Genomic DNA, 17,866 nt, shown 5'->3' on the forward strand with positions numbered 1-17,866 from the left:
GCGCCGGCCGTTCCCTTGCCTCGATCCCGACCCGCCGGTAGCATCGCGCCGAACCGCCGGAAAATCGCGTGCTTCAGCCCGCGCCGGCGAGAAGGGCCCGATGCGTCCAAAGCTCGCCCACCTCGGCGTGAAGCGGATCCTGTTCCTGTCCATCGCCGGCGCGCTGGCCATCGCCGGCGTGCTCACGTCGATCGCGGTGAACCGCGAGATCCACGTCGCGCTGGAGCGCGCCGCCGTGCACCGCGGCGAGGCCGACGCCCGCGTCTACGCCTCCGCGCTCGCCCCGGCGCTCGCGGCCGGCGACGCGGCGCGCATCGCGGCGCGGGTGGACGAGGACTGGGACGAGGAGTCGTTCGCGTACGTGGTGGTGGTCCGCGAGGACTGGTCCGTCGCGGCGAAGCACCTCTCCCGCAACCTGGGCCGCAGCGCCGAGGAGGTGGTGGCCTGGCACCAGGCGGCGGGCGGCGCGGCGCAGCCGCAGGCGCCGGGCGTGCTCGCCTTCACGCGCCCGGTGGAGGGCGCGGGCGGCGGCGCGCGCGCCGGGTACGTCCTGCTCGGCCTCGACCGCGACCCGCTCGACGGCCAGGCCGGGCGCGCGGGCTGGTACATCTTCGCGCTGCTGGTGGGCGGCGGGATGGTGCTGGCGGGGCTCGTCTACGTGTTCGTCTCGCGCCTCGTGCTCCGGCCGCTCGACGAGATGAGCGCGGTGGCGCGCCGGGTCTCCGACTGCGACCTGACCGCCCGCTCCGCGCAGCTCGGCCCGGACGAGCTGGGGACGCTGGCCGAGTCGCTGAACCGCATCGGCGAGAACCTGGCCGCGACGCTGTCCCGCGTGCAGAACGTGACCGGCGGCGTGGCGACGGTGATCGACCGGATCTCGCGCACCGGCTCGGCGGTGTCCTCCGGCGCCGGCACCGTGTCGGCGCGGGTGGTGGACACCTCGTCGTCGATGAGCCAGATGATCTCGTCGCTGAAGGGCATCGCCGACAACGTCGAGGTGCTGGCGCAGAGCGCCGAGGAGTCCTCCTCGTCGATCCTGGAGATGGCCGCCACCAACGACGAGGTGGCCGAGAACATCCAGGCGCTCGCGGCCAGCGTCGAGGAGACCACCGCCGCGATCGAGCAGATGACCTACTCGATCAAGGAGGTGGCGAAGAACATCGAGGACCTGTCCGCCACCACCGAGGAGACGTCGTCCTCGATGAACGAGATGGACGTGTCCATCTCGCAGGTGGAGTCGAACGCGAACGAGACCGCGCGCCTCTCCGAGCAGGCGCAGCGCGACGCGGAGTCGGGGGCGGAGGCGCTCTCGCGCACGCTCCTCGGCATCGACAAGATCAAGGAGTCCTCCAAGGAGGCGGCCAGCGTCATCGAGGCGCTCGGCGCCAAGATCGCCGCCATCGGCAACATCCTCAACGTGATCGACGACGTGGCCGAGCAGACCAACCTGCTCGCGCTGAACGCCGCCATCCTGGCGGCGCAGTCGGGCGAGCACGGCAAGGGCTTCGCGGTGGTGGCGGACGAGATCAAGGACCTGGCCGAGCGCACCGGCGCGTCCACCAAGGAGATCTCCGAGCTCATCCGCGCGGTCCAGGACCAGTCGCGCAACGCCATCCAGGCGATGGACCGCGGCGTCCGCAACGTCGAGGAGGGCGTGCGGCTCGGGCAGGAGACCGAGACCGCCCTGAAGAAGATCCAGGAGTCGAGCCAGAAGTCCACGCAGATGGTGAAGGCCATCGCGCGGGCCACGCTGGAGCAGGCGCGCGGGTCGAAGCAGGTGACCATGGCGATCAACCGCATCGCCGAGACGGTGCAGCAGATCGCGAGCGCGACCGCCGAGCAGGCGCGCGGCTCCGAGCAGATCATGAAGAGCGCCGAGCGGATGAAGGCGATCACGAAGCACGTGGAGCGCTCGGCGCAGGAGCAGGCGCGCGGCTCGAAGCAGATCACCCGCGCCATCGAGTCGATCTCGGAGATGGTCCACCACCTGAACCGCGCCCAGAAGGAGCAGACCAAGGGCTCCGAGCAGGTCATGACGGCGGTGGTGCAGATCAAGCAGGTGGCCGAGGCGCAGACGCACTCGGTCCGCGACCTCGAGGCCGCCATCGTCGATCTCGCCTCGCAGGCGGAGGTCCTCCGCGGCGAGGTCCGGAGATTCAGGATCTAGGCGCAGCGCGCCGCCAGGCGCGCCCGCGGGGACCTCGCGCGAGCCCGCGGAGGCGGGCGCGCGAGGTCACGGGCCCCGCGCAGCAGGAGTGGGGCCCCGACGGCTCCGCCGGCGGCGCGAGGGCGCAGCCCTCAGGATGTGATCAATCCTGAGGGCGCAGCCCTGGTTGGATCAGAACCTTGCCTTGCGCCGCAGGCCGCCGGTCCGGGCGATCACGTCGGCGAGCGAGGCGAGGTCCCGCCACTCCGCGGGCGCGAGCGGCACCACCGAGAGCCTGCCCTGCCTGAGCAGGACCGAGCCCTCGAACGCGGGCTCCTGCTTCAGCGCCTCGAGCGGCACCGGCGCCGGGAGCGCCTCGACCGCCTTCACGTCCACGCAGACCAGCTCGCCGCCGGCGGTCGGATCCGGGTAGGCGGTCCGCACCACCTCCGCGATGCCCACCGCGCGCTTCTCGCCCGAGTGGTAGACGATCGCCCGATCGCCCGCCTTCATGGCCCGGAGGTTCGTCTGGGCCTGCGGGTTGGCGACGCCGGTCCACGGGGTGGTTCCGTCGGCGACGAGGTCGGACCACGCGTAGGTGCCGGGCTCGGTCTTCAGCAACCAGTAGGCCATGCGCGGGGACGTTAGGCGTGGCATGCTGCCGCCGCAACCGGATCCGTCCGGCGGCGGAAGCGTCCCGGTTTCCGCCGTGTTATAGGAACCGCCCTATGTTCGGTCTGTCCTTCGGCGAGATCGTGATCATCGCCGTCCTCGCCCTCATCCTCCTCGGGCCAGATCGCCTCCCCGAGGCGGCGAAGACCATCGGCAAGGGCCTGCGCCAGTTCAAGCAGGCCACCGACGACCTGAAGGACCAGATCGAGACCGAGATCTACAAGGATGACCGGAAGGTGGCGCGCCCCTCGCTGGTGCCGCCCGTCCCGAACCGCCCGGTCCCCGGTCCGGCCGGCCCGCCCCCCGCCGCCACCGCCGAGAACGTCCCGGGGCTGGAGGCGGCGCTGGTGGACGCCGAGCCGGCCGCGCCGGCCGCCGAGCCCGCGGCGCCCGCCGCCGAGCCGGCCCCCACCCCTTCGCCTGCGCCGTCCGGCGAGGGCGCCCCGCCGCCCGGCACCGGCGGCACCGCCGCGTAGGTCCGCATGAGCGAAACCGTCCCGCAGCTGCCGCCGCCGCCGCCGCCGTCGCCCGAGCCCGAGGGCGAGGTGAAGCTGTCGTTCCTCGATCACCTGCGCGACCTGCGCGTCCGCATGGTGCGCGCGATGCTCGGCATCGCGATCGGGATGGGCCTGGTCGGCGGGTTCGTGCCGCAGATCGTGGACCACCTGATGAAGCCGGTGCGCGACGCGCTCCCGGCCGGCCGCCAGCAGCTCGTGTACACGAGCGCGATCGAGCCGATGATGGTCTACATCAAGGTGGCCATGTACGGCGGCGTCTTCGTCGCGGCGCCCTGGGTGCTGTGGCAGCTCTGGCTGTTCATCGCGCCCGGCCTGTACAAGCGCGAGAAGAAGGTGGTGTTCCCGTTCCTGTTCTGGGGGACGCTGCTCTTCTACCTGGGCGCGCTGTTCTGCTTCGAGCTGGTGATGCCGCAGGCGTTCCCGGCCATGCTGGCGTTCGCCGAGAGCGACACGCTCTCGCCGATGCTCTCCCTCTCCGAGCAGCTCTCGCTCGTGCTCGCCATGCTGCTCGGCTTCGGGGTGGTGTTCGAGGTCCCGGTGGTCATCGCGTTCCTGTCGATGATCGGCCTGGTGCAGTGGCGCACGCTCGCGAAGTACCGGCGCATCGCCATCATCGTGAACGTGATCGCGGCCGCGATCATCACGCCCACCGGCGACCCGCTCAACCTGGCGCTCATGGCCGTGCCGATGATCGTCTTCTACGAGGTCGGCATCGTGCTGGCCCGGATCCTCGGCAAGAAGCCCGCCGCGGACGCCGCCCCGGCGGCCTAGCGCCGCCTGGCCCGGGCGGGCGCGGCGCGCCGGCGCGCTGTTCAGGGCCGGCGCCGCCGTCTAGCATCGGCGCATGCTCGTCTTCCAGTCGGTCGCGGCGCTGTTCGCGGTCTACATGCTCGCCCGCCACGCCCCGCGCGCCTACGCCGCGCTCCGGGGGCGCGCCGGAGACCGGGTGGGCGCGCTCGTGCCGGCCCTGAACGTGGCGCTGGCGCTGGCCATCCTGGTCGTGGCCGTGAAAGGCCTGGCGGGCGCGCTTATCTCGAGGTGACGCACCAGGAGGCGTCATGAACCGGGCCGGCCAGCAGGACGTGGTGTTCCTCGCCGCGAAGCGGACGCCCTTCGGGACGTTCGGCGGCTCCCTGAAGGACCTCAGCGCGACCGACCTCGCGGTGCACGCCGCGCAGGCGGCGATCGAGCAGGCGGGGGCGCCGCCCGCCGACTACGGCCACGTGGTGGTCGGGAACGTGGCCCAGACCTCGCCGGACGCGATCTACCTGGCGCGCCACGTCGGGCTGCGCGCCGGCCTGCCCGAGGGCGTGCCCGCGGTCACCGTGAACCGGCTGTGCGGCTCCGGCTTCGAGGCGGTCATCGAGGCGGCGCGGCTCATCCACGGCGGGGAGGCGGAGCTGGTGCTGGCCGGCGGCACCGAGTCGATGAGCCAGGCGCCGCTCGTCCTGCGCGGCACGCGCTTCGGCCACGCGTTCGGCAAGACGCCGCCGCTCGAGGACATGCTCTGGTCGGCGCTCACCGACACCTACGCCGGCATGCCCATGGCGCTCACCGCCGAGAAGCTGGCCGAGCGCCACGGGATCGGGCAGGACGCGGTGGACGAGCTCTCGGTCTCCTCGCAGCGGCGCTGGGCCGCCGCCGACGAGGCCGGGCGCTTCCGCGAGGAGCTGGCGCCGGTGGAGCTCCGGACGCGCAAGGGGACGGTCCGGTTCGAGAAGGACGAGCACCCGCGCCCCGGCACCACGCTGGAGGGGCTGCGGAAGCTCCCCAAGGTGTTCAAGGCCGACGGCGTCATCCACGCCGGCGCGGCGAGCGGCATCGCCGACGGCGCCGGGATGCTGGTGGTGGCCTCGCGCGCCTACGCGGAGCGCCGCGGGCTGCGGCCGCTGGGGCGGCTGGTGAACTGGGGCCACGCGGGCGTGGACCCCACCGTGATGGGCATCGGCCCGGTGCCGGCGGTCCGCAACGCGCTGGCCCGCGCCGGCGCCACGCTCTCCGACCTCGACCTGTTCGAGGTGAACGAGGCGTTCGCGCCCCAGTACCTGGCGGTGGAGCAGGAGCTGGGGCTGCCGCGCGACCGCACCAACGTGGACGGCGGCGCCATCGCGCTCGGCCACCCGCTCGCCGCGAGCGGGGCCCGGATCACCATGCACCTGCTGTACGAGCTCCGCCGCCGGAAGGCCCGGGCCGGCCTCGGCTCGGCCTGCATCGGCGGCGGCCAGGGCGTGGCGGTGATCCTGGAGCCGCTGTAGCGGCGACGTTCTTGCCCCCGCCCGGAGGGGACGATAGGGTCCCCGAGGGTCCGCGGCGAGGAGGGGCGACGATGACGAGCTTCACCGGCGTGAAGGTCTTCTCGACGACGCTGGCGCGCGATCGCGACGCCATGGGCGAGACGATCACGCGCTGGCTCGCCGGCAACCCCGAGCTCGAGGTGGTGAGCCACGAGGTCCGGCAGAGCTCGGACAAGGAGTTCCACTGCCTCACCATCACCCTCTTCTACCGGGAGAGGAAGAAGGGCTAGGACCGCGTGCGCAGCAGACGGAGCCCCGACCTCGGCAGCGCGTTCACCTTCGGCGGCCGCATCCCCTCCGGGCTGGGGCTGCTGCTCGTCCTCATCCTGGTCGCGACGGTCGGCTCCTGGGTGACGCGCGACGACACCTGGGCGGCGCTGGTGCCGGGGCTGGTGCTGCGCGGGCAGGTGTGGCGGCTCGTCTCCTGGGCCTTCGTGCAGAACGACCCGCTCACGCTGCTGTTCGGCGGGTTCATGCTCTACTCCATCGGCCAGCAGCTCGCGTTCACCTGGAGCGAGCGGCGCCTGGTGGGCACCTTCCTCGGCCTCGCGGCCGGGGCGACGGCCGTCACCGTGGCGGCGGCGCTGCTCTGGTTCCCGGCCGACCGGCCGCACCTCGGCATGTGGCCGGTGGTGAACGCGCTCCTGCTCATGTGGGCGATGATGTACCCGGATCGCCAGGTGAGCATCTGGGGCGTGCTCCCGCTCACCGGGAAGACGCTGGCGCTGCTGGTGGTGTTCGGGACGGTGCTCTACGGCCTGGCCGGCGGCGGGCTCCCCGGGCTGGGCGCGTTCGTGCCGCACTTCGCGGCGCTCGCGCTCGGCTTCGCGCTGTCGCGCGGCGGCCGCATGCCCACGCGGCGCTGGAAGCTGCAGGCGCGCGAGTGGTGGGCGGAGCGCGAGTTCCGCCGGCGCTCCAAGCACCTGAAGGTCATCGGCAAGGACGGCAAGGGCGAGCCGCCCCGCTGGATGAACTGATCCGCGGCGGGCGCGCCCGCGCTCAGCTCACCGCCACCTGGCGCACCGCCGAGCGGTAGATCCAGATCCGCGCCGTGCTGGTGCGCGTGTCCGCGGGGATCATGAAGAAGCCGGGCCCGTCCTCGCGGTAGTCCGGGCTGAACCCGGCCACCTGCCGGCCGTCGCGGAAGGTGACGCGCACGCGCTTCCCCTCCGGCGCCGGCGCGGCCTCGCCCGGCGCCAGCATGAAGAAGATCGCCTTCACCTTGTCGGTGGGGATCCGCTCGGGGAGCGGCCCCTGCGCGACCACGTCGAGCGCGGGCGCGTCCAGCGCCGCGTCCTCGATGAGGCCGCGCTTCACCAGCCCCTCCAGCGTGTGGATCACCACCCGGTGGGCGCCGGGCACCTGCCACGCGCCGGCCGGTGCCGGCGCCGCCTCGACCGGCGGCGGGGTGAAGGAGACCTCCTCGACGGGCAGCGGCTCGAAGGCGGGGTCGGGGATCGCCGCCGCGGGCGCGGGCAGGGCGGGTGCGGCGGGGGGCTCCGGCTCGGAGGCCGGCTCCGGGGCGGGCGCCGGCGCCGGCGCCGAGACGGGCGCGGCGAGCGAGACCTCGCCGAGCTCGATGCCGCCGCCGGCCTCCTCGTCGGGTGGCAGCGGCACCAGCTCGTCGGCCGGGATCTCCTCGAGGATGTCCTCGCCGTCGAGCGTGGGCAGGTCGTCGGCGTCCGGCGTCGGCATCGCGGCCAGGTCGGCCACCTCGGCCACCTCCGTCGCGTCGGCCTCGGGCGCCGCCGGCAAGGTGTCGCCGAGCAGGTCGTCGATGGCGGGCGGCGCCTCGGCGCCGGCGTCGAGCAACGTGCCGGCCGCCGCGGTCAGCGACGCCGCGGCGTCCACCGCGGGCTCCGCGTCGGCGACGGGCTCCGGCGCGGCCGGCCCGTCCAGCTCGAGCGGCGGCAGCGCCTCGGCGGCCTCGGCCAGGAGCGCGGAGGGCTCGGCCACCGCGATCCCGGCCTCGCCGCCCACGGGGTCGACGGCCGCCGCCTCGTCCCACCGGGACGGCTCCAGCTCGAGCGCGGGCGCGGCGCCGGCGTCCCAGGCCGGAAGCTCGGCCTCCGGGTCGGGCCCGGCGAGCGGCTCCGCCTGCGGCCCGACATCACCCAGCGTGAACGGCTCCGGCTCCGCGGGCGCGGTCTCCGCCGCGGCCCAGGCGTCGGCGTCCTCGCCCAGCTCGCCGGCGGCGAAGTCGAGCGCCGAGAGGTCGCGCGCCCCGGTCGGCTCGGGCTCCGGCGCGCGCAGCGCGAAGGGATCGTCGCCGGGCGAGGCGCCGGCCTCGCCGGCCGCCGGCTCCTCCAGCTCGGCCAGCTCGAGGGTGGGCTCGACCGGCGCGCCCAGGTCGAGCGTCGGCTCGAGCGCGATCGGCTCGCCGTCCTCGCCCGGCTCGCCCGTCTCGTCGCCGAGCGCGACCGGCTCGGCCGCGGGCTCCACCGGCGCCTCGACGTCGCCGTCGAGGCCCAGGCTCCCGGCGTCGAGGGCGTCGACCGCGGCCGGCGCCGGCGCGTCCCACGGCGGCAGCCCGGCCTCCCTGGCCCACTCGGGCACGGTGGCCTCGGCGGCGGCGTCGAAGGAGCCGCCCGACTCGAGCTCGAAGCCCTGGTCGAGCGCCACCTCCTCGGCCCAGCCCGGCTCGGCGGCGGGCGCTGCGCCGGGCGTCGCGAGCTCGAGCACGTCCTCGCCCACCGGCGCCGCGAAGCCGCTCGTGTCGTCGTACTCGCCGAGCTCGAGCGGGGCACCGGGCGCGGCCGGCTCCGGCGCCGGCTCGGCGCCGAGGTCCTCCGGCGAGAGCGCCGCCGGGGCCGCGCCGGCCTCGTCGTACTCGCCGAGCACGGCGGCCTCGGGCGCGTCCGGCGGTGGCGCCGTCACCTCCCAGCCGTCGGGCGGCAGCGAGGCCGCGTCGCCGCCGGCGAGCGGCGCGGGCGGCTCGGCCGAGGGATCGCCCTCGAGCGCCAGCCCGTCCGCCGAGAGCGGCTCCAGCTCCTCGATCACCGCCTCGGTGGCGAGGTCCACCGTCTCGGGCTCGTCCGCCGGCGTGGTCCACGCCTCGTATCCGGGCGCGGCCTCGGCCGGCGCCGCCCCGGGGGACGGCTGCGGCTCGGGCTCGCCGAAGGTGGCGGTGGTGTCCGGGTTCCACGCCGGCTGCGCGGCGTCCGGATCGTACGGCTGCGCGCCGGGATCCCAGGCCTGCGCGGCGCTGGGATCGGACGCGGCCGCGCTGGGATCCCAGCCCTGCGCCGCGCTGGGATCGAACGGCGGCGCATTCGGATCCCACGCCTGTGCGGCGTTTGGATCGTACGGCTGCGCGTTGGGATCCCAGGCCTGAGCGGCGTTCGGATCGTACGGCTGCGCGTTCGGATCCCACGCCTGCGCGGCGCTCGGGTCGAAGGGCTGCGCGTTGGGATCCCACGCCTGGGCGGCGTTCGGATCGAACGGCTGCGCGTTCGGATCCCACGCCTGGGCGGCGTTCGGATCGTACGGCTGCGCGTTGGGATCCCACGCCTGCGCGGCGTTCGGGTCGAACGGCTGCGCGTTCGGATCCCATGCCTGCGCGGCGTTCGGATCGGAGGGCTGCGCGCTGGGATCCCACGCCTGGGCGGCGTTCGGGTCGAAGGGCTGCGCGTTCGGATCCCATGCCTGCGCGGCGTCCGGGTCGAAGGGCTGCGCGTTCGGATCCCACGCCTGGGCGGCGTCCGGATCGAACGGCTGCGCGCTGGGATCCCACGCCTGGGCGGCGTTCGGGTCGTAGGGCTGCGCGGTCGGATCCCACGCCTGCGCGGCGTTCGGGTCGAACGGCTGCGCGCTGGGATCCCACGCCTGCGCGGCGTCCGGATCGGAGGCCGGCGCCTCCGGGGCCCAGCCCTCCGCTGCCTCCGGCGCGGCGGGCTGCGCGGCGGCCTCCCACGCCGGCGCGTCCGGCGCGGGAACCTCCAGCGCCTCGAACGCCTGACCCTCGAACGCCTCCGCGAGCCCGGCGTCGGGCGCGACGTCCTCGAACAGCGGCGCCGGCCCGGCCTCGGCGGCGGGCGGCGCCGGCGGCGCCTCGGCCGGCGCGCGGCGAAGCCCGGCCGGCTCGAGCGAGGCGCGCAGCCGATCGGCCGCGGCGCCCACGTCGAAGCCCGAGCCCGACGCCTGCAGCTCGGGCTCCACCAGGTCGCGCAGCTCGGCGTGCCGCCGCTCCTCCTCCGCGGTCAGCCCCTCGGAGAGGCGCTTGCGGTCGAGCTGGCGGAACTCCTTCAGTGCGCTGCGCGGATCGGGCATGTGCGGTGTACCGCCGGTGGGCGAGGGGGCCGGCGCTCCGGAGGGCCGGATGATACCTCCGCTCCCCGTCCGCTCAAAGGCGAGGGCGGCTTGCTTTCCCGAGGCCCGGCGGCCATCTATGTGCGCCGATGGCCCGACTTCCCGTGCTCCAGGGCGACCGCGCCCGCCGCCCCGCGCCGCCCGGCCCGGAGGCCTTCCTGCCCATGTTCCCGGAGCACCTGCGGGCGCGGGGCTGGGCCGACCTGGACGTGCTCCTGGTGAGCGGCGACGCGTACGTCGATCACCCGAGCTTCGGCGCGGCGGTGATCGGGCGGGTGCTGGAGGCGGCTGGCTACAAGGTGGGCGTGGTGGCGCAGCCGGACTGGCGCTCGCCGGCCGAGCTCCTGCGGCTGGGGCGGCCGCGGCTGTTCGTCGGGATCACCTCGGGTGCGATGGACTCGATGGTGAACCACTACACCGCGCACAAGCGGCGGCGCTCCGAGGACGCGTACACGCCCGACGGCGCCGCCGGCAGGCGGCCGGACCGCGCCACCACGGTCTACGCGCGGCTGGCCCGCGCGGCGTTCGGGCCCACCACGCCCATCGTGCTGGGCGGCATCGAGGCGTCGCTCCGGCGGATCGCCCACTACGACTACTGGGACGACCGGGTCCTGCCCTCGGTGCTGGTGCCATCCGGCGCCGACCTGCTCGTCTACGGCCAGGGCGAGAAGCCCATCCTGGAGATCGCGCGCCGGCTCGCCTCGGGCGAGGACATCTGCGGCCTCACCGACGTGCCCGGCACCGCGCTCGCCGTGCCCGACCTCGGCATGGCGATGCTGGACGGGCGCGACCGGAAGGTGCTGGAGCTGCCCGCCTACGAGGAGATCGTCCTCGACAAGCGCCGCTTCGCCGAGTTCAGCCGGCTCTACCACCTCGAGCACAACGAGGCGAACGCGCGCATCCTGGTGCAGCGCCACGGCCGCGGGCCGGCGCAGCGCCACGTGGTGGTGAACCCGCCCATGCGGCCGCCCTCCACCGAGGAGCTGGACCGGATCGCCGAGCTTCCCTACGTGCGCGAGGCGCACCCGGCCTACGGCGGCGCGCACATCCCGGCGCTCGAGCAGATCCGCTGGTCGGTCCAGATCCTGCGCGGCTGCGCGGCCGGCTGCGCCTTCTGCTGCATCACCGAGCACCAGGGGCGGGACATCGCCAGCCGCTCCGAGGCGAGCGTGCTGCGCGAGATCGCGACGCTCGCGAGCAAGGAGACCTTCCGCGGGACCATCACCGACGTGGGCGGCGCCACCGCCAACATGTGGCGGATGGAGTGCACCAGCGCCGAGGCGCACGCCGCCTGCCGCCGCGCGAGCTGCGTGTACCCGAGCGTCTGCCAGTTCTTCTCGGTGGACCACGGGCCGCTCGTGGACCTGTACGAGAAGGCGCGGAAGGTGCCCGGGGTGAAGCACGTCTTCGTCGGCTCCGGCGTCCGCTACGACCTCGCGCAGGCCGACGAGAAGAACGGCGCGCGCTACCTCGAGGCGCTCGTCGCGAACCACGTGTCCGGCCAGCTCAAGGTCGCGCCCGAGCACGTCTGCGAGCCGGTGCTGAAGGTGATGAAGAAGCCCGGGGTCGAGTCGTTCGAGCGCTTCCGCAAGGACTTCGAGCGCTACACGAGGAAGGCGGGCAAGGAGCAGTACCTCGTCCCGTACTTCATCTCCTCCCACCCGGGCGCCTCGCTGGAGGAGGCGGCGGATCTGATGGAGTACCTGCAGGCGAACCGCTGGAAGCCGCAGCAGGTGCAGGACTTCATGCCCACGCCCATGACGCTCGCGTCCGACATCTTCTGGTCGGGCTTCCACCCGATGACGGGCAAGCCGGTGCACGTCACCCGGGACATGGAGGAGAAGCGCATGCAGAAGGCGCTCCTCCGCTGGGGCGATCCGGCGAACCGGCCGCTCATCGAGAAGGCGCTCCGGAAGATCGGCCGGTTGAGGCCGGGCGAGCGGCTCGGGCCGGGCATGCGCCCGGGCCGGCGCGGCGCGGGGCGGCCCGGGCCGGGCGCGCGCGGCGGGACCGGGCCCGGCCGCGGGCCGCGGTAGGGCAGCCAGGGCTCCCAGCGGCGCCCCTCACCCCGCGTCCCGGATGTGGTAGGGTCCCGTATGCCCCAGATCCGCCTTTTCCCCGCCGCCGCCCTCCTGTCCCTCGCGCTCGCGCTGCCCGCGCGCGCCGCCGACCCGGCCCCGGCGCCGGCGAAGCCCGCGGCCCCGGCCGCCGCGCCCGCCCCCGCCGCGAAGCCGTCGCCCGCCGCGATGGACCTGGCGCGCACGCTCGCCACGCAGGAGACGTGGAAGCGCGGCATGGACGGGCTCACGCAGTCGCTGGTGGGCCAGTTCCGCGGCCACCCCGGCTCGGAGCTGAGCATGCCGAAGGACTTCCAGGCCAAGGCGCGCACCGAGGTCGAGGCGCTGCTCCCCTACGAGGACCTGGTGAACATCCACGCGCGCCAGCTCTCCGCCGCGTACACCGAGCAGGAGCTGAAGGACCTGGTCGCGTTCTACAAGTCGCCGCTCGGGCAGAAGGCGCTGAAGGCCATGCCCGAGGTGCAGGAGAAGGTGGCGATGGAGACGCAGCAGCGGATCGAGCCGAAGCTGCCGCAGGTGATGCAGAAGCTCGCGAAGGACGTGAAGCCGCCCGCCGGCGGCGCGAAGGTGCCCGCGAGCCCGCACGGCGGCGCCGCGCCTGCGAAGCCGGCGCCCAAGAAGTAGCCGCGCGGCAGGTCCCGGGCGGGCGGCCGGGCGCTCACCCGCTCCCGCGCCCGCCCGTGGTGGTTAGCTTCACCGCGTGATCCCGCCGACCCCTTGCCGCGCCGGGCGCCTCGCGCGCCCGGCGGTCGCGCTCGCCGTCGTCCTCGTCGCGCTCGGCGCGCGCGCCGCCGGCAACGCGCCGGCGCCGCTCGTCTACGTGGCGCTCGGCGACTCCACCGCCGCCGGGCAGGGCGGCGGTCCCGGCGGCGGCTACCCGCCGCGCCTCGCCCGCCGGCTCGAGGCCGCCGGGCTCGGCGTGAAGCTCGTGAACCTGGGCGTCGCCGGCGCGACGGCCGGCGACCTGCGCCGCGATCAGCTCCCGCGCGCGCTCGAGGCGCGCCCCGGCCTCGTCACGGTGGGCATCGGGATCAACGACCTCGTGCAGGGGCGACCGCTCCGCGAGTTCGCGCGCGACCTCGAGATCGTGGCCGACTTCCTGAAGCAGACGCGCGCCACGGTGGTGATCTCCAGCCTGCCGGACCTGGTCGATTCACCGTCCGCGAAGGGGGCGCCCGCGGCGCTGGCGCGCCGCCTCGACCAGTTCAACGCCGCCATCGAGCGGGTGGCCGAGCGGCACGGGTTCCTGGTGGCGGACGCGTTCGGCGAGACGCGCCGCGCGGTGAGGCGGCTCGGCGCCGGCGCGGTGTTCTCGGGCGACGGCTTCCACCCCTCGGCGGCCGGCTACGACGCCTGGGCCGACGCGCTCCGGCAGCCGGTGGAGCGGGCGCTCGGCGCGCGCCTGCAGGGCCGCCGCCCCCCCGCGCCGCCCGCGGCCGCCCGGCCGTGACGGCGCCGGGCCGGTGCGCTAGGGTCGCGGCCCTATGGACGACCGCGAACGCCGAGAGCGGCACCGCCGGCTGTGGGAGGCGGACCACCGGCACCTCTGGCACCCGTTCACGCAGATGAGGGACTGGCTCCGCGAGGAGCCGCTCATCGTGGACGCGGCCGAGGGCGTCCACCTCGTGGACACCCTCGGGAACCGGTACCTCGACGGCGTGTCGTCGCTCTGGTGCAACGTGCACGGCCACCGCGTCCCGGAGCTCGACGCCGCGGTGCGCGCCCAGCTCGATCGCGTGGCGCACTCCACGCTGCTCGGCCTCGCCTCCACCGCGTCGATCGAGTGCGCCGAGGAGCTGGTCCGCCACCTGCCGCCCGGCCTGACGCGGGTCTTCTTCTCCGACGCGGGCGCCACCGCGGTGGAGATCGCCATCAAGATGGCGTTCCAGCACCACCAGCTCCGCGGCGACGAGCGCCGCACCGAGTTCGTGGCGCTGCACGGCGGCTACCACGGCGACACCATCGGCTCGGTCTCGGTGGGCGGCATCGACCTGTTCCACCGCATCTTCAAGCCGCTGCTGTTCGACGTGCACCACGCGCCGCAGCCCTACTGCTACCGGTGCCCGCTCGGGAAGGCGCTGCCGGGCTGCGGGATGGCCTGCGCGGACGAGGTGGAGCGCATCCTCGCGGCGCGCGAGGGCCGGGTGGCCGCGCTCGTGGTCGAGCCGCTCGTGCAGGGCGCGGACGGCATGATCACCCAGCCGCCGGGGTACCTGCGCCGCCTGCGCGAGCTGTGCGACCGCCACGGCGCGCTGCTGGTCTGCGACGAGGTCGCGACCGGCTGGGGGCGCACCGGGACCACGTTCGCGGTGGAGCAGGAGGGCGTCGTCCCGGACATCCTCACCATGGCGAAGGGGCTCACCGGCGGCTACCTGCCGCTCGCGGCCACCGTCACCACCGAGCACGTGTTCGAGTCGTTCCTCGGCGAGCACGCCGAGAAGCGGACCTTCTTCCACGGCCACACCTACGCCGGGAACCCGCTCGCCTGCGCCGCCGCGACCGCCTCCATGACGCTGTTCCGGGAGCGCGGCGTGGGCGCGGCGGTGCCGGCCAAGGCGGCGGCGCTCGCCCGCGCGCTCGCGCCGGCGGCGCGGCTCCCGCACGTGGGCGAGGTGCGGCAGCGCGGGCTGATGGTGGGCATCGAGCTGGTGCGCGACCGGGCCACGAAGGAGGAGTACGCGTACGAGCTGCAGGCCGGGCACCGGGTCATCCTGGAGGCCCGCAAGCTCGGCGCGATCCTCCGGCCGCTCGGCAACGTGGTGGTGCTCATGCCGCCGCTCGCCATGACCGAGGCCGAGCTGGAGCGGCTGGCCGGGATCACGCTCGCCGCCATCGAGGCGGCCACCGCGAGGCTCTAGTGCGCGGGCTGTTCGTCACCGGCACCGACACCGGCGTGGGCAAGACCGAGGTCTCCTGCGCGCTCCTGCGCGCGGCGCGCGCGGCCGGCCTGGACGCGGTGGGCATGAAGCCGGCGCAGTCCGGCCACGTGCCCGGCGAGCCGTCCGACGCGGAGCGGCTCCGCGAGGCGTCGGATTGCGTCGAGCCGCTCGAGGCGATCTGCCCGTACACCTTCGCGGCGCCGCTCGCGCCGGCCGCCGCGGCGCGGCTGGAGGGGCGCGAGGTCTCGCTGGCGCGGGTGGTGGAGGTGGCGCGCGCGCTCGCGGCGCGCCACGCCGCGGTGGTGGTGGAGGGGGCCGGCGGGCTGCTCGTGCCGCTCACCGCGCGCGAGACCCACGCCGACCTCGCCGCGGCGCTCGGGCTGCCGGTGCTGGTGGTGGCGCGCGCCGGGCTCGGGACGGTGAACCACACCGCGCTCACCGTCGAGGCGCTGGAGCGCCGCGGCCTCGCCGTGGCCGGGATCGTGCTCAACCGGACCGGCCCCGAGGACGATCCCTCGGTGCCGCTCAACCCCGCCGAGATCGCGCGATTGACCCACCGTGAACCCATCGCGCTGCTGCCGTGGGAGCCCGATATCGCGCGGCGCGCGCGCTCTCTCGGATCCATCCTCGGCGCGAAGATCCAGTTTTGAGCGGTGGGAGCGAAAATTGGATCGATCGCGAGATCGATCCTAGATCGCTGACGTGCCGAACGTCGTCGACCTCACGCTCGTCTCGCGCGCCCGGCGCGCGCTCCACGCCGTGCTCGAGGAGCGCGGCCTCGGGTTCTTCCTCGCCGCGGGCTCGCGCACGCCGCGCCTCGATCCGCGCCGCATCGCCTGGGTGGTGGAGGTGGCGCGCCGCCAGGTATCGCTCCGCGCCCGCCGCGATCCGGACGCGCTCTCGCGCACCCGCCGCGTGCTGCGCCGCGAGCTGATCCGCCGGCTCACCGAGGCGATGCTGCAGGCGGGGCTGTAGCGCCCGCCGCCCGCGCGCGGCGCTACCGCGGGCTCTTCGCCACGTAGCGCAGCCGGAGATCGGTGAGCAGGTTCTCGAGGAAGCGCGCCTCCTCGTCGGTCAGGTTGCCCTTCGTCTTCTCGGCCAGCATCGACAGGATGTCGATGGTCTGCTTCGCGAGCAGCAGGTTCGCCTCGGCGATCTCGCCGGTCTCCGGGTGCGGGGCGTCGCCGAGGTGGACGAACGCGGAGGAGCCGAGCGACAGCACGAACGTGTAGAAGTCGATGGGCGCGGGCTGCTTCTCGTCGGCCATGGTCGGATCCTCCCGGACGATCTAGTCGAAGTCGAAGGCGATGCGCTCGGCGGCGTAGCCGCGCTGGACGAGCAGCACGAGCCGGCCGCCGCGGCGGGCGCGGGCGGCGGCGCGCTGGAACGCCGCCACCGAGGAGACCTCGGACGAGTTCACCTCGCGCACCAGGTCGCCCGGCTGCAGCCCGGCCTCGGCGGCGGGCGAGCGGCCGGTCACGCTCCGCACCACCACCAGCGTGCCCCCGGAGACGCGCTCCTCGGAGACGCGCAGCCCCACGCGGCGTTGCACCAGCTCGGCGGCGCGCTGCGGGGTGAGCTCCACCGCGGTGACGGCCGCCTGGACGCGCGCGCCGCGGCGCGACAGGTCGAGCCGCGCGGCGCGGCCGATGGGGAGGTCGCGCAGGCGGAACAGGAGCTCCGCGGCGCTGCCGGGCGGGGTCCCGTCCACCGCCTCCACCACGTCGCCGGCGCGGACGCCGGCGCGCTCCCCGGGCGAGCCCGGGTCCACCCCGGTGACGCGCACGCCGCCGGAGCCGCCGTCCACCGTGCCGTCCTTGCGCGGCAGGTCGTCCACCGAGACGCCCAGGTAACCCTCGCGCACCTCGCCGTGCGCGATCAGGTCCTCGGCGACGCGGCGGGCGCGGTCGATGGGGATCGCGAAGCCGATGCCGGCGCTGCGGTCGCCCAGGATGGCGGTGTTCACGCCCACCAGCCGCCCGTCGATGTCGAGCAGCGGCCCGCCCGAGTTGCCGGGGTTGATGGAGGCGTCGGTCTGGATGAAGTCGAACATCATCCGCTCGCCCGCCTTGAAGTTGCGGTGCACCGCCGAGACCACGCCGGTGGTGACGGTGTGCGCGAGGCCGAACGGGTTGCCGATGGCGATCACCGTCTCGCCGATGAGCAGGTCGTCGGAGCGGCCGGTGGTGACGTAGGGGAGCTTCTCGCGGGTGTCGAGCTTCAGCACCGCCAGGTCGGACGACGGGTCGGTGCCGACCACCTTCGCCATGAGCTCGCGGCCGTCGAGCAGGCCCACCCGGAAGCGGGCGCCGCGCTCCACCACGTGGTTGTTGGTGAGCACGTAGCCGTCGGGCGAGACGATCACGCCCGAGCCGAGCGAGGTGGTCGCGTAACCCTTGCGGTAGCGCGGCCGCTCGAACAGGTCGCCGAACAGCAGGTCGCCCATCGAGCCGCCGCGCGGCTGCGAGGGGACGCGGATGCGGACCAGCTCCTCTGCGGAGACGTTCACCACCGCGCCGCGCACCTTCTCCACCGCGATCACCACCGGCGTGCGGCGGTTCGCGGAGGGGCGCTCGTCGGCGCGGGGGAGCGCGGCGGGGGGCCGGGCCGCGGCGGGCGCCGGGAGCCCGGCGGCGAGCGCGGCGGCGAGCGCGAGGGCGCGCCCGGCGCCGCGAACGGCGCTACGGCTGCTGCTGCGGCGGGACCTCTCCACCTCCGACGTCCTCCTCGGGCTCGTCGTCGTCGAGATCGTCCGGCTCCTCGACGCCGCTCATCGACGCCTCGATGGGCATCGCCTGATCGGCGAGATCCGGGAGCGCCTTCTGGAACTTCTCGTACTCCTTCTCGTCGACCTTGCCCTTGCGCAGGTAACGCTGCACCACGCGCTTGTCGACGAGCTTGTTCTCGAACGGGTCGGCCATGTCACTTCCTTGCTGTCTGGGCGGAGGCCGGAAAATAGGCCCCGCCTTGC

At 74.8% G+C, this 17,866-nt stretch carries 18 protein-coding genes; 13 read left to right on the forward strand and 5 right to left on the reverse strand.

Annotated elements, in window-relative coordinates; all coding sequences use genetic code 11:
• Positions 1 to 100: 100 nt before the first annotated feature.
• Entirely contained in the window at positions 101 to 2,167 is a 2,067-nt protein-coding gene (locus ANAEK_RS00315; protein ID WP_012524144.1) for a methyl-accepting chemotaxis protein, read from the forward strand.
• A 171-nt stretch (positions 2,168 to 2,338) separates the two neighbouring features.
• Here the strand turns inward: ANAEK_RS00315 and ANAEK_RS00320 are convergent, their stop codons facing one another.
• Entirely contained in the window at positions 2,339 to 2,779 is a 441-nt protein-coding gene (locus ANAEK_RS00320) for an EVE domain-containing protein (RefSeq protein ID WP_012524145.1), read from the reverse strand.
• 95 nt (positions 2,780 to 2,874) lie between these two features.
• On the opposite strand from ANAEK_RS00320, the gene ANAEK_RS00325 reads away from it, so the two are divergent.
• From ANAEK_RS00325 to ANAEK_RS00350, 6 genes are all read left to right on the forward strand, one after another.
• Entirely contained in the window at positions 2,875 to 3,294 is a 420-nt protein-coding gene (locus ANAEK_RS00325) for a twin-arginine translocase TatA/TatE family subunit (RefSeq protein ID WP_012524146.1), read from the forward strand.
• Between the two features lie 6 nt (positions 3,295 to 3,300).
• Positions 3,301 to 4,107, forward strand: a complete 807-nt coding sequence (gene tatC / locus ANAEK_RS00330) for a twin-arginine translocase subunit TatC (RefSeq protein WP_012524147.1) — start codon at positions 3,301 to 3,303, stop codon at positions 4,105 to 4,107.
• Between the two features lie 73 nt (positions 4,108 to 4,180).
• Positions 4,181 to 4,378 carry a hypothetical protein gene (locus ANAEK_RS00335; protein WP_012524148.1) on the forward strand — a complete coding sequence of 66 codons (198 nt, stop codon included), beginning with the start codon at positions 4,181 to 4,183 and terminating at the stop codon, positions 4,376 to 4,378.
• 16 nt (positions 4,379 to 4,394) lie between these two features.
• A complete protein-coding gene (locus tag ANAEK_RS00340) occupies positions 4,395 to 5,591 on the forward strand; it encodes an acetyl-CoA C-acetyltransferase (protein WP_012524149.1) in 1,197 nt (398 codons plus the stop codon).
• A gap of 71 nt (positions 5,592 to 5,662) precedes the next feature.
• A complete protein-coding gene (locus ANAEK_RS00345) occupies positions 5,663 to 5,860 on the forward strand; it encodes a hypothetical protein (protein WP_011419124.1) in 198 nt (65 codons plus the stop codon).
• A gap of 6 nt (positions 5,861 to 5,866) precedes the next feature.
• Complete coding sequence (locus tag ANAEK_RS00350) at positions 5,867 to 6,607, forward strand: rhomboid family intramembrane serine protease (RefSeq protein ID WP_012524150.1); 741 nt, start codon at positions 5,867 to 5,869, stop codon at positions 6,605 to 6,607.
• 22 nt (positions 6,608 to 6,629) lie between these two features.
• Here the strand turns inward: ANAEK_RS00350 and ANAEK_RS00355 are convergent, their stop codons facing one another.
• A complete protein-coding gene (locus tag ANAEK_RS00355) occupies positions 6,630 to 9,899 on the reverse strand; it encodes a hypothetical protein (protein WP_012524151.1) in 3,270 nt (1,089 codons plus the stop codon).
• Positions 9,900 to 10,027: 128 nt separating this feature from the next.
• On the opposite strand from ANAEK_RS00355, the gene ANAEK_RS00360 reads away from it, so the two are divergent.
• The 6 genes from ANAEK_RS00360 (at position 10,028) to ANAEK_RS00385 (ending at position 15,870) form a co-directional block, all read left to right on the forward strand.
• The gene (locus ANAEK_RS00360; protein ID WP_012524152.1) at positions 10,028 to 11,974 is read left to right on the forward strand and encodes a YgiQ family radical SAM protein; all 1,947 of its coding nucleotides are present in this window, start codon (positions 10,028 to 10,030) and stop codon (positions 11,972 to 11,974) included.
• Between the two features lie 60 nt (positions 11,975 to 12,034).
• Positions 12,035 to 12,640, forward strand: coding sequence for a DUF2059 domain-containing protein (locus tag ANAEK_RS00365; protein ID WP_012524153.1), 606 nt, complete (start codon positions 12,035 to 12,037; stop codon positions 12,638 to 12,640).
• A 76-nt stretch (positions 12,641 to 12,716) separates the two neighbouring features.
• Positions 12,717 to 13,466 (forward strand): GDSL-type esterase/lipase family protein, encoded by a 750-nt coding sequence (locus ANAEK_RS00370; RefSeq protein ID WP_012524154.1) that lies wholly within the window; start codon positions 12,717 to 12,719, stop codon positions 13,464 to 13,466.
• A gap of 34 nt (positions 13,467 to 13,500) precedes the next feature.
• Positions 13,501 to 14,874: an adenosylmethionine--8-amino-7-oxononanoate transaminase gene (bioA, locus tag ANAEK_RS00375; RefSeq protein WP_012524155.1), complete on the forward strand. Its 1,374-nt coding sequence runs from the start codon at positions 13,501 to 13,503 to the stop codon at positions 14,872 to 14,874.
• Positions 14,874 to 15,545 carry a dethiobiotin synthase gene (gene bioD, locus ANAEK_RS00380; protein WP_012524156.1) on the forward strand — a complete coding sequence of 224 codons (672 nt, stop codon included), beginning with the start codon at positions 14,874 to 14,876 and terminating at the stop codon, positions 15,543 to 15,545. Before bioA ends, bioD begins: the two co-directional genes overlap by 1 nt.
• A gap of 52 nt (positions 15,546 to 15,597) precedes the next feature.
• Complete coding sequence (locus ANAEK_RS00385) at positions 15,598 to 15,870, forward strand: hypothetical protein (protein ID WP_011419132.1); 273 nt, start codon at positions 15,598 to 15,600, stop codon at positions 15,868 to 15,870.
• Positions 15,871 to 15,892: 22 nt separating this feature from the next.
• On the opposite strand, the gene ANAEK_RS00390 is transcribed toward ANAEK_RS00385, so the two are convergent.
• From ANAEK_RS00390 to ANAEK_RS00400, 3 genes are read right to left on the reverse strand one after another with little or no spacing between them, the layout of a single operon-like run.
• Positions 15,893 to 16,162: a DUF1844 domain-containing protein gene (locus tag ANAEK_RS00390; protein WP_012524157.1), complete on the reverse strand. Its 270-nt coding sequence runs from the start codon at positions 16,160 to 16,162 to the stop codon at positions 15,893 to 15,895.
• A gap of 21 nt (positions 16,163 to 16,183) precedes the next feature.
• The gene (locus tag ANAEK_RS00395) at positions 16,184 to 17,608 is read right to left on the reverse strand and encodes a trypsin-like peptidase domain-containing protein (protein ID WP_012524158.1); all 1,425 of its coding nucleotides are present in this window, start codon (positions 17,606 to 17,608) and stop codon (positions 16,184 to 16,186) included.
• Positions 17,577 to 17,816, reverse strand: a complete 240-nt coding sequence (locus tag ANAEK_RS00400) for a hypothetical protein (protein WP_012524159.1) — start codon at positions 17,814 to 17,816, stop codon at positions 17,577 to 17,579. The genes ANAEK_RS00395 and ANAEK_RS00400 overlap by 32 nt, the downstream gene beginning before the upstream one ends.
• Between the last annotated feature and the right edge of the window lie 50 nt (positions 17,817 to 17,866).

It is taken from the genome of Anaeromyxobacter sp. K (assembly GCF_000020805.1).
GTDB classification, from domain to species: Bacteria; Myxococcota; Myxococcia; order Myxococcales; family Anaeromyxobacteraceae; genus Anaeromyxobacter; species Anaeromyxobacter dehalogenans.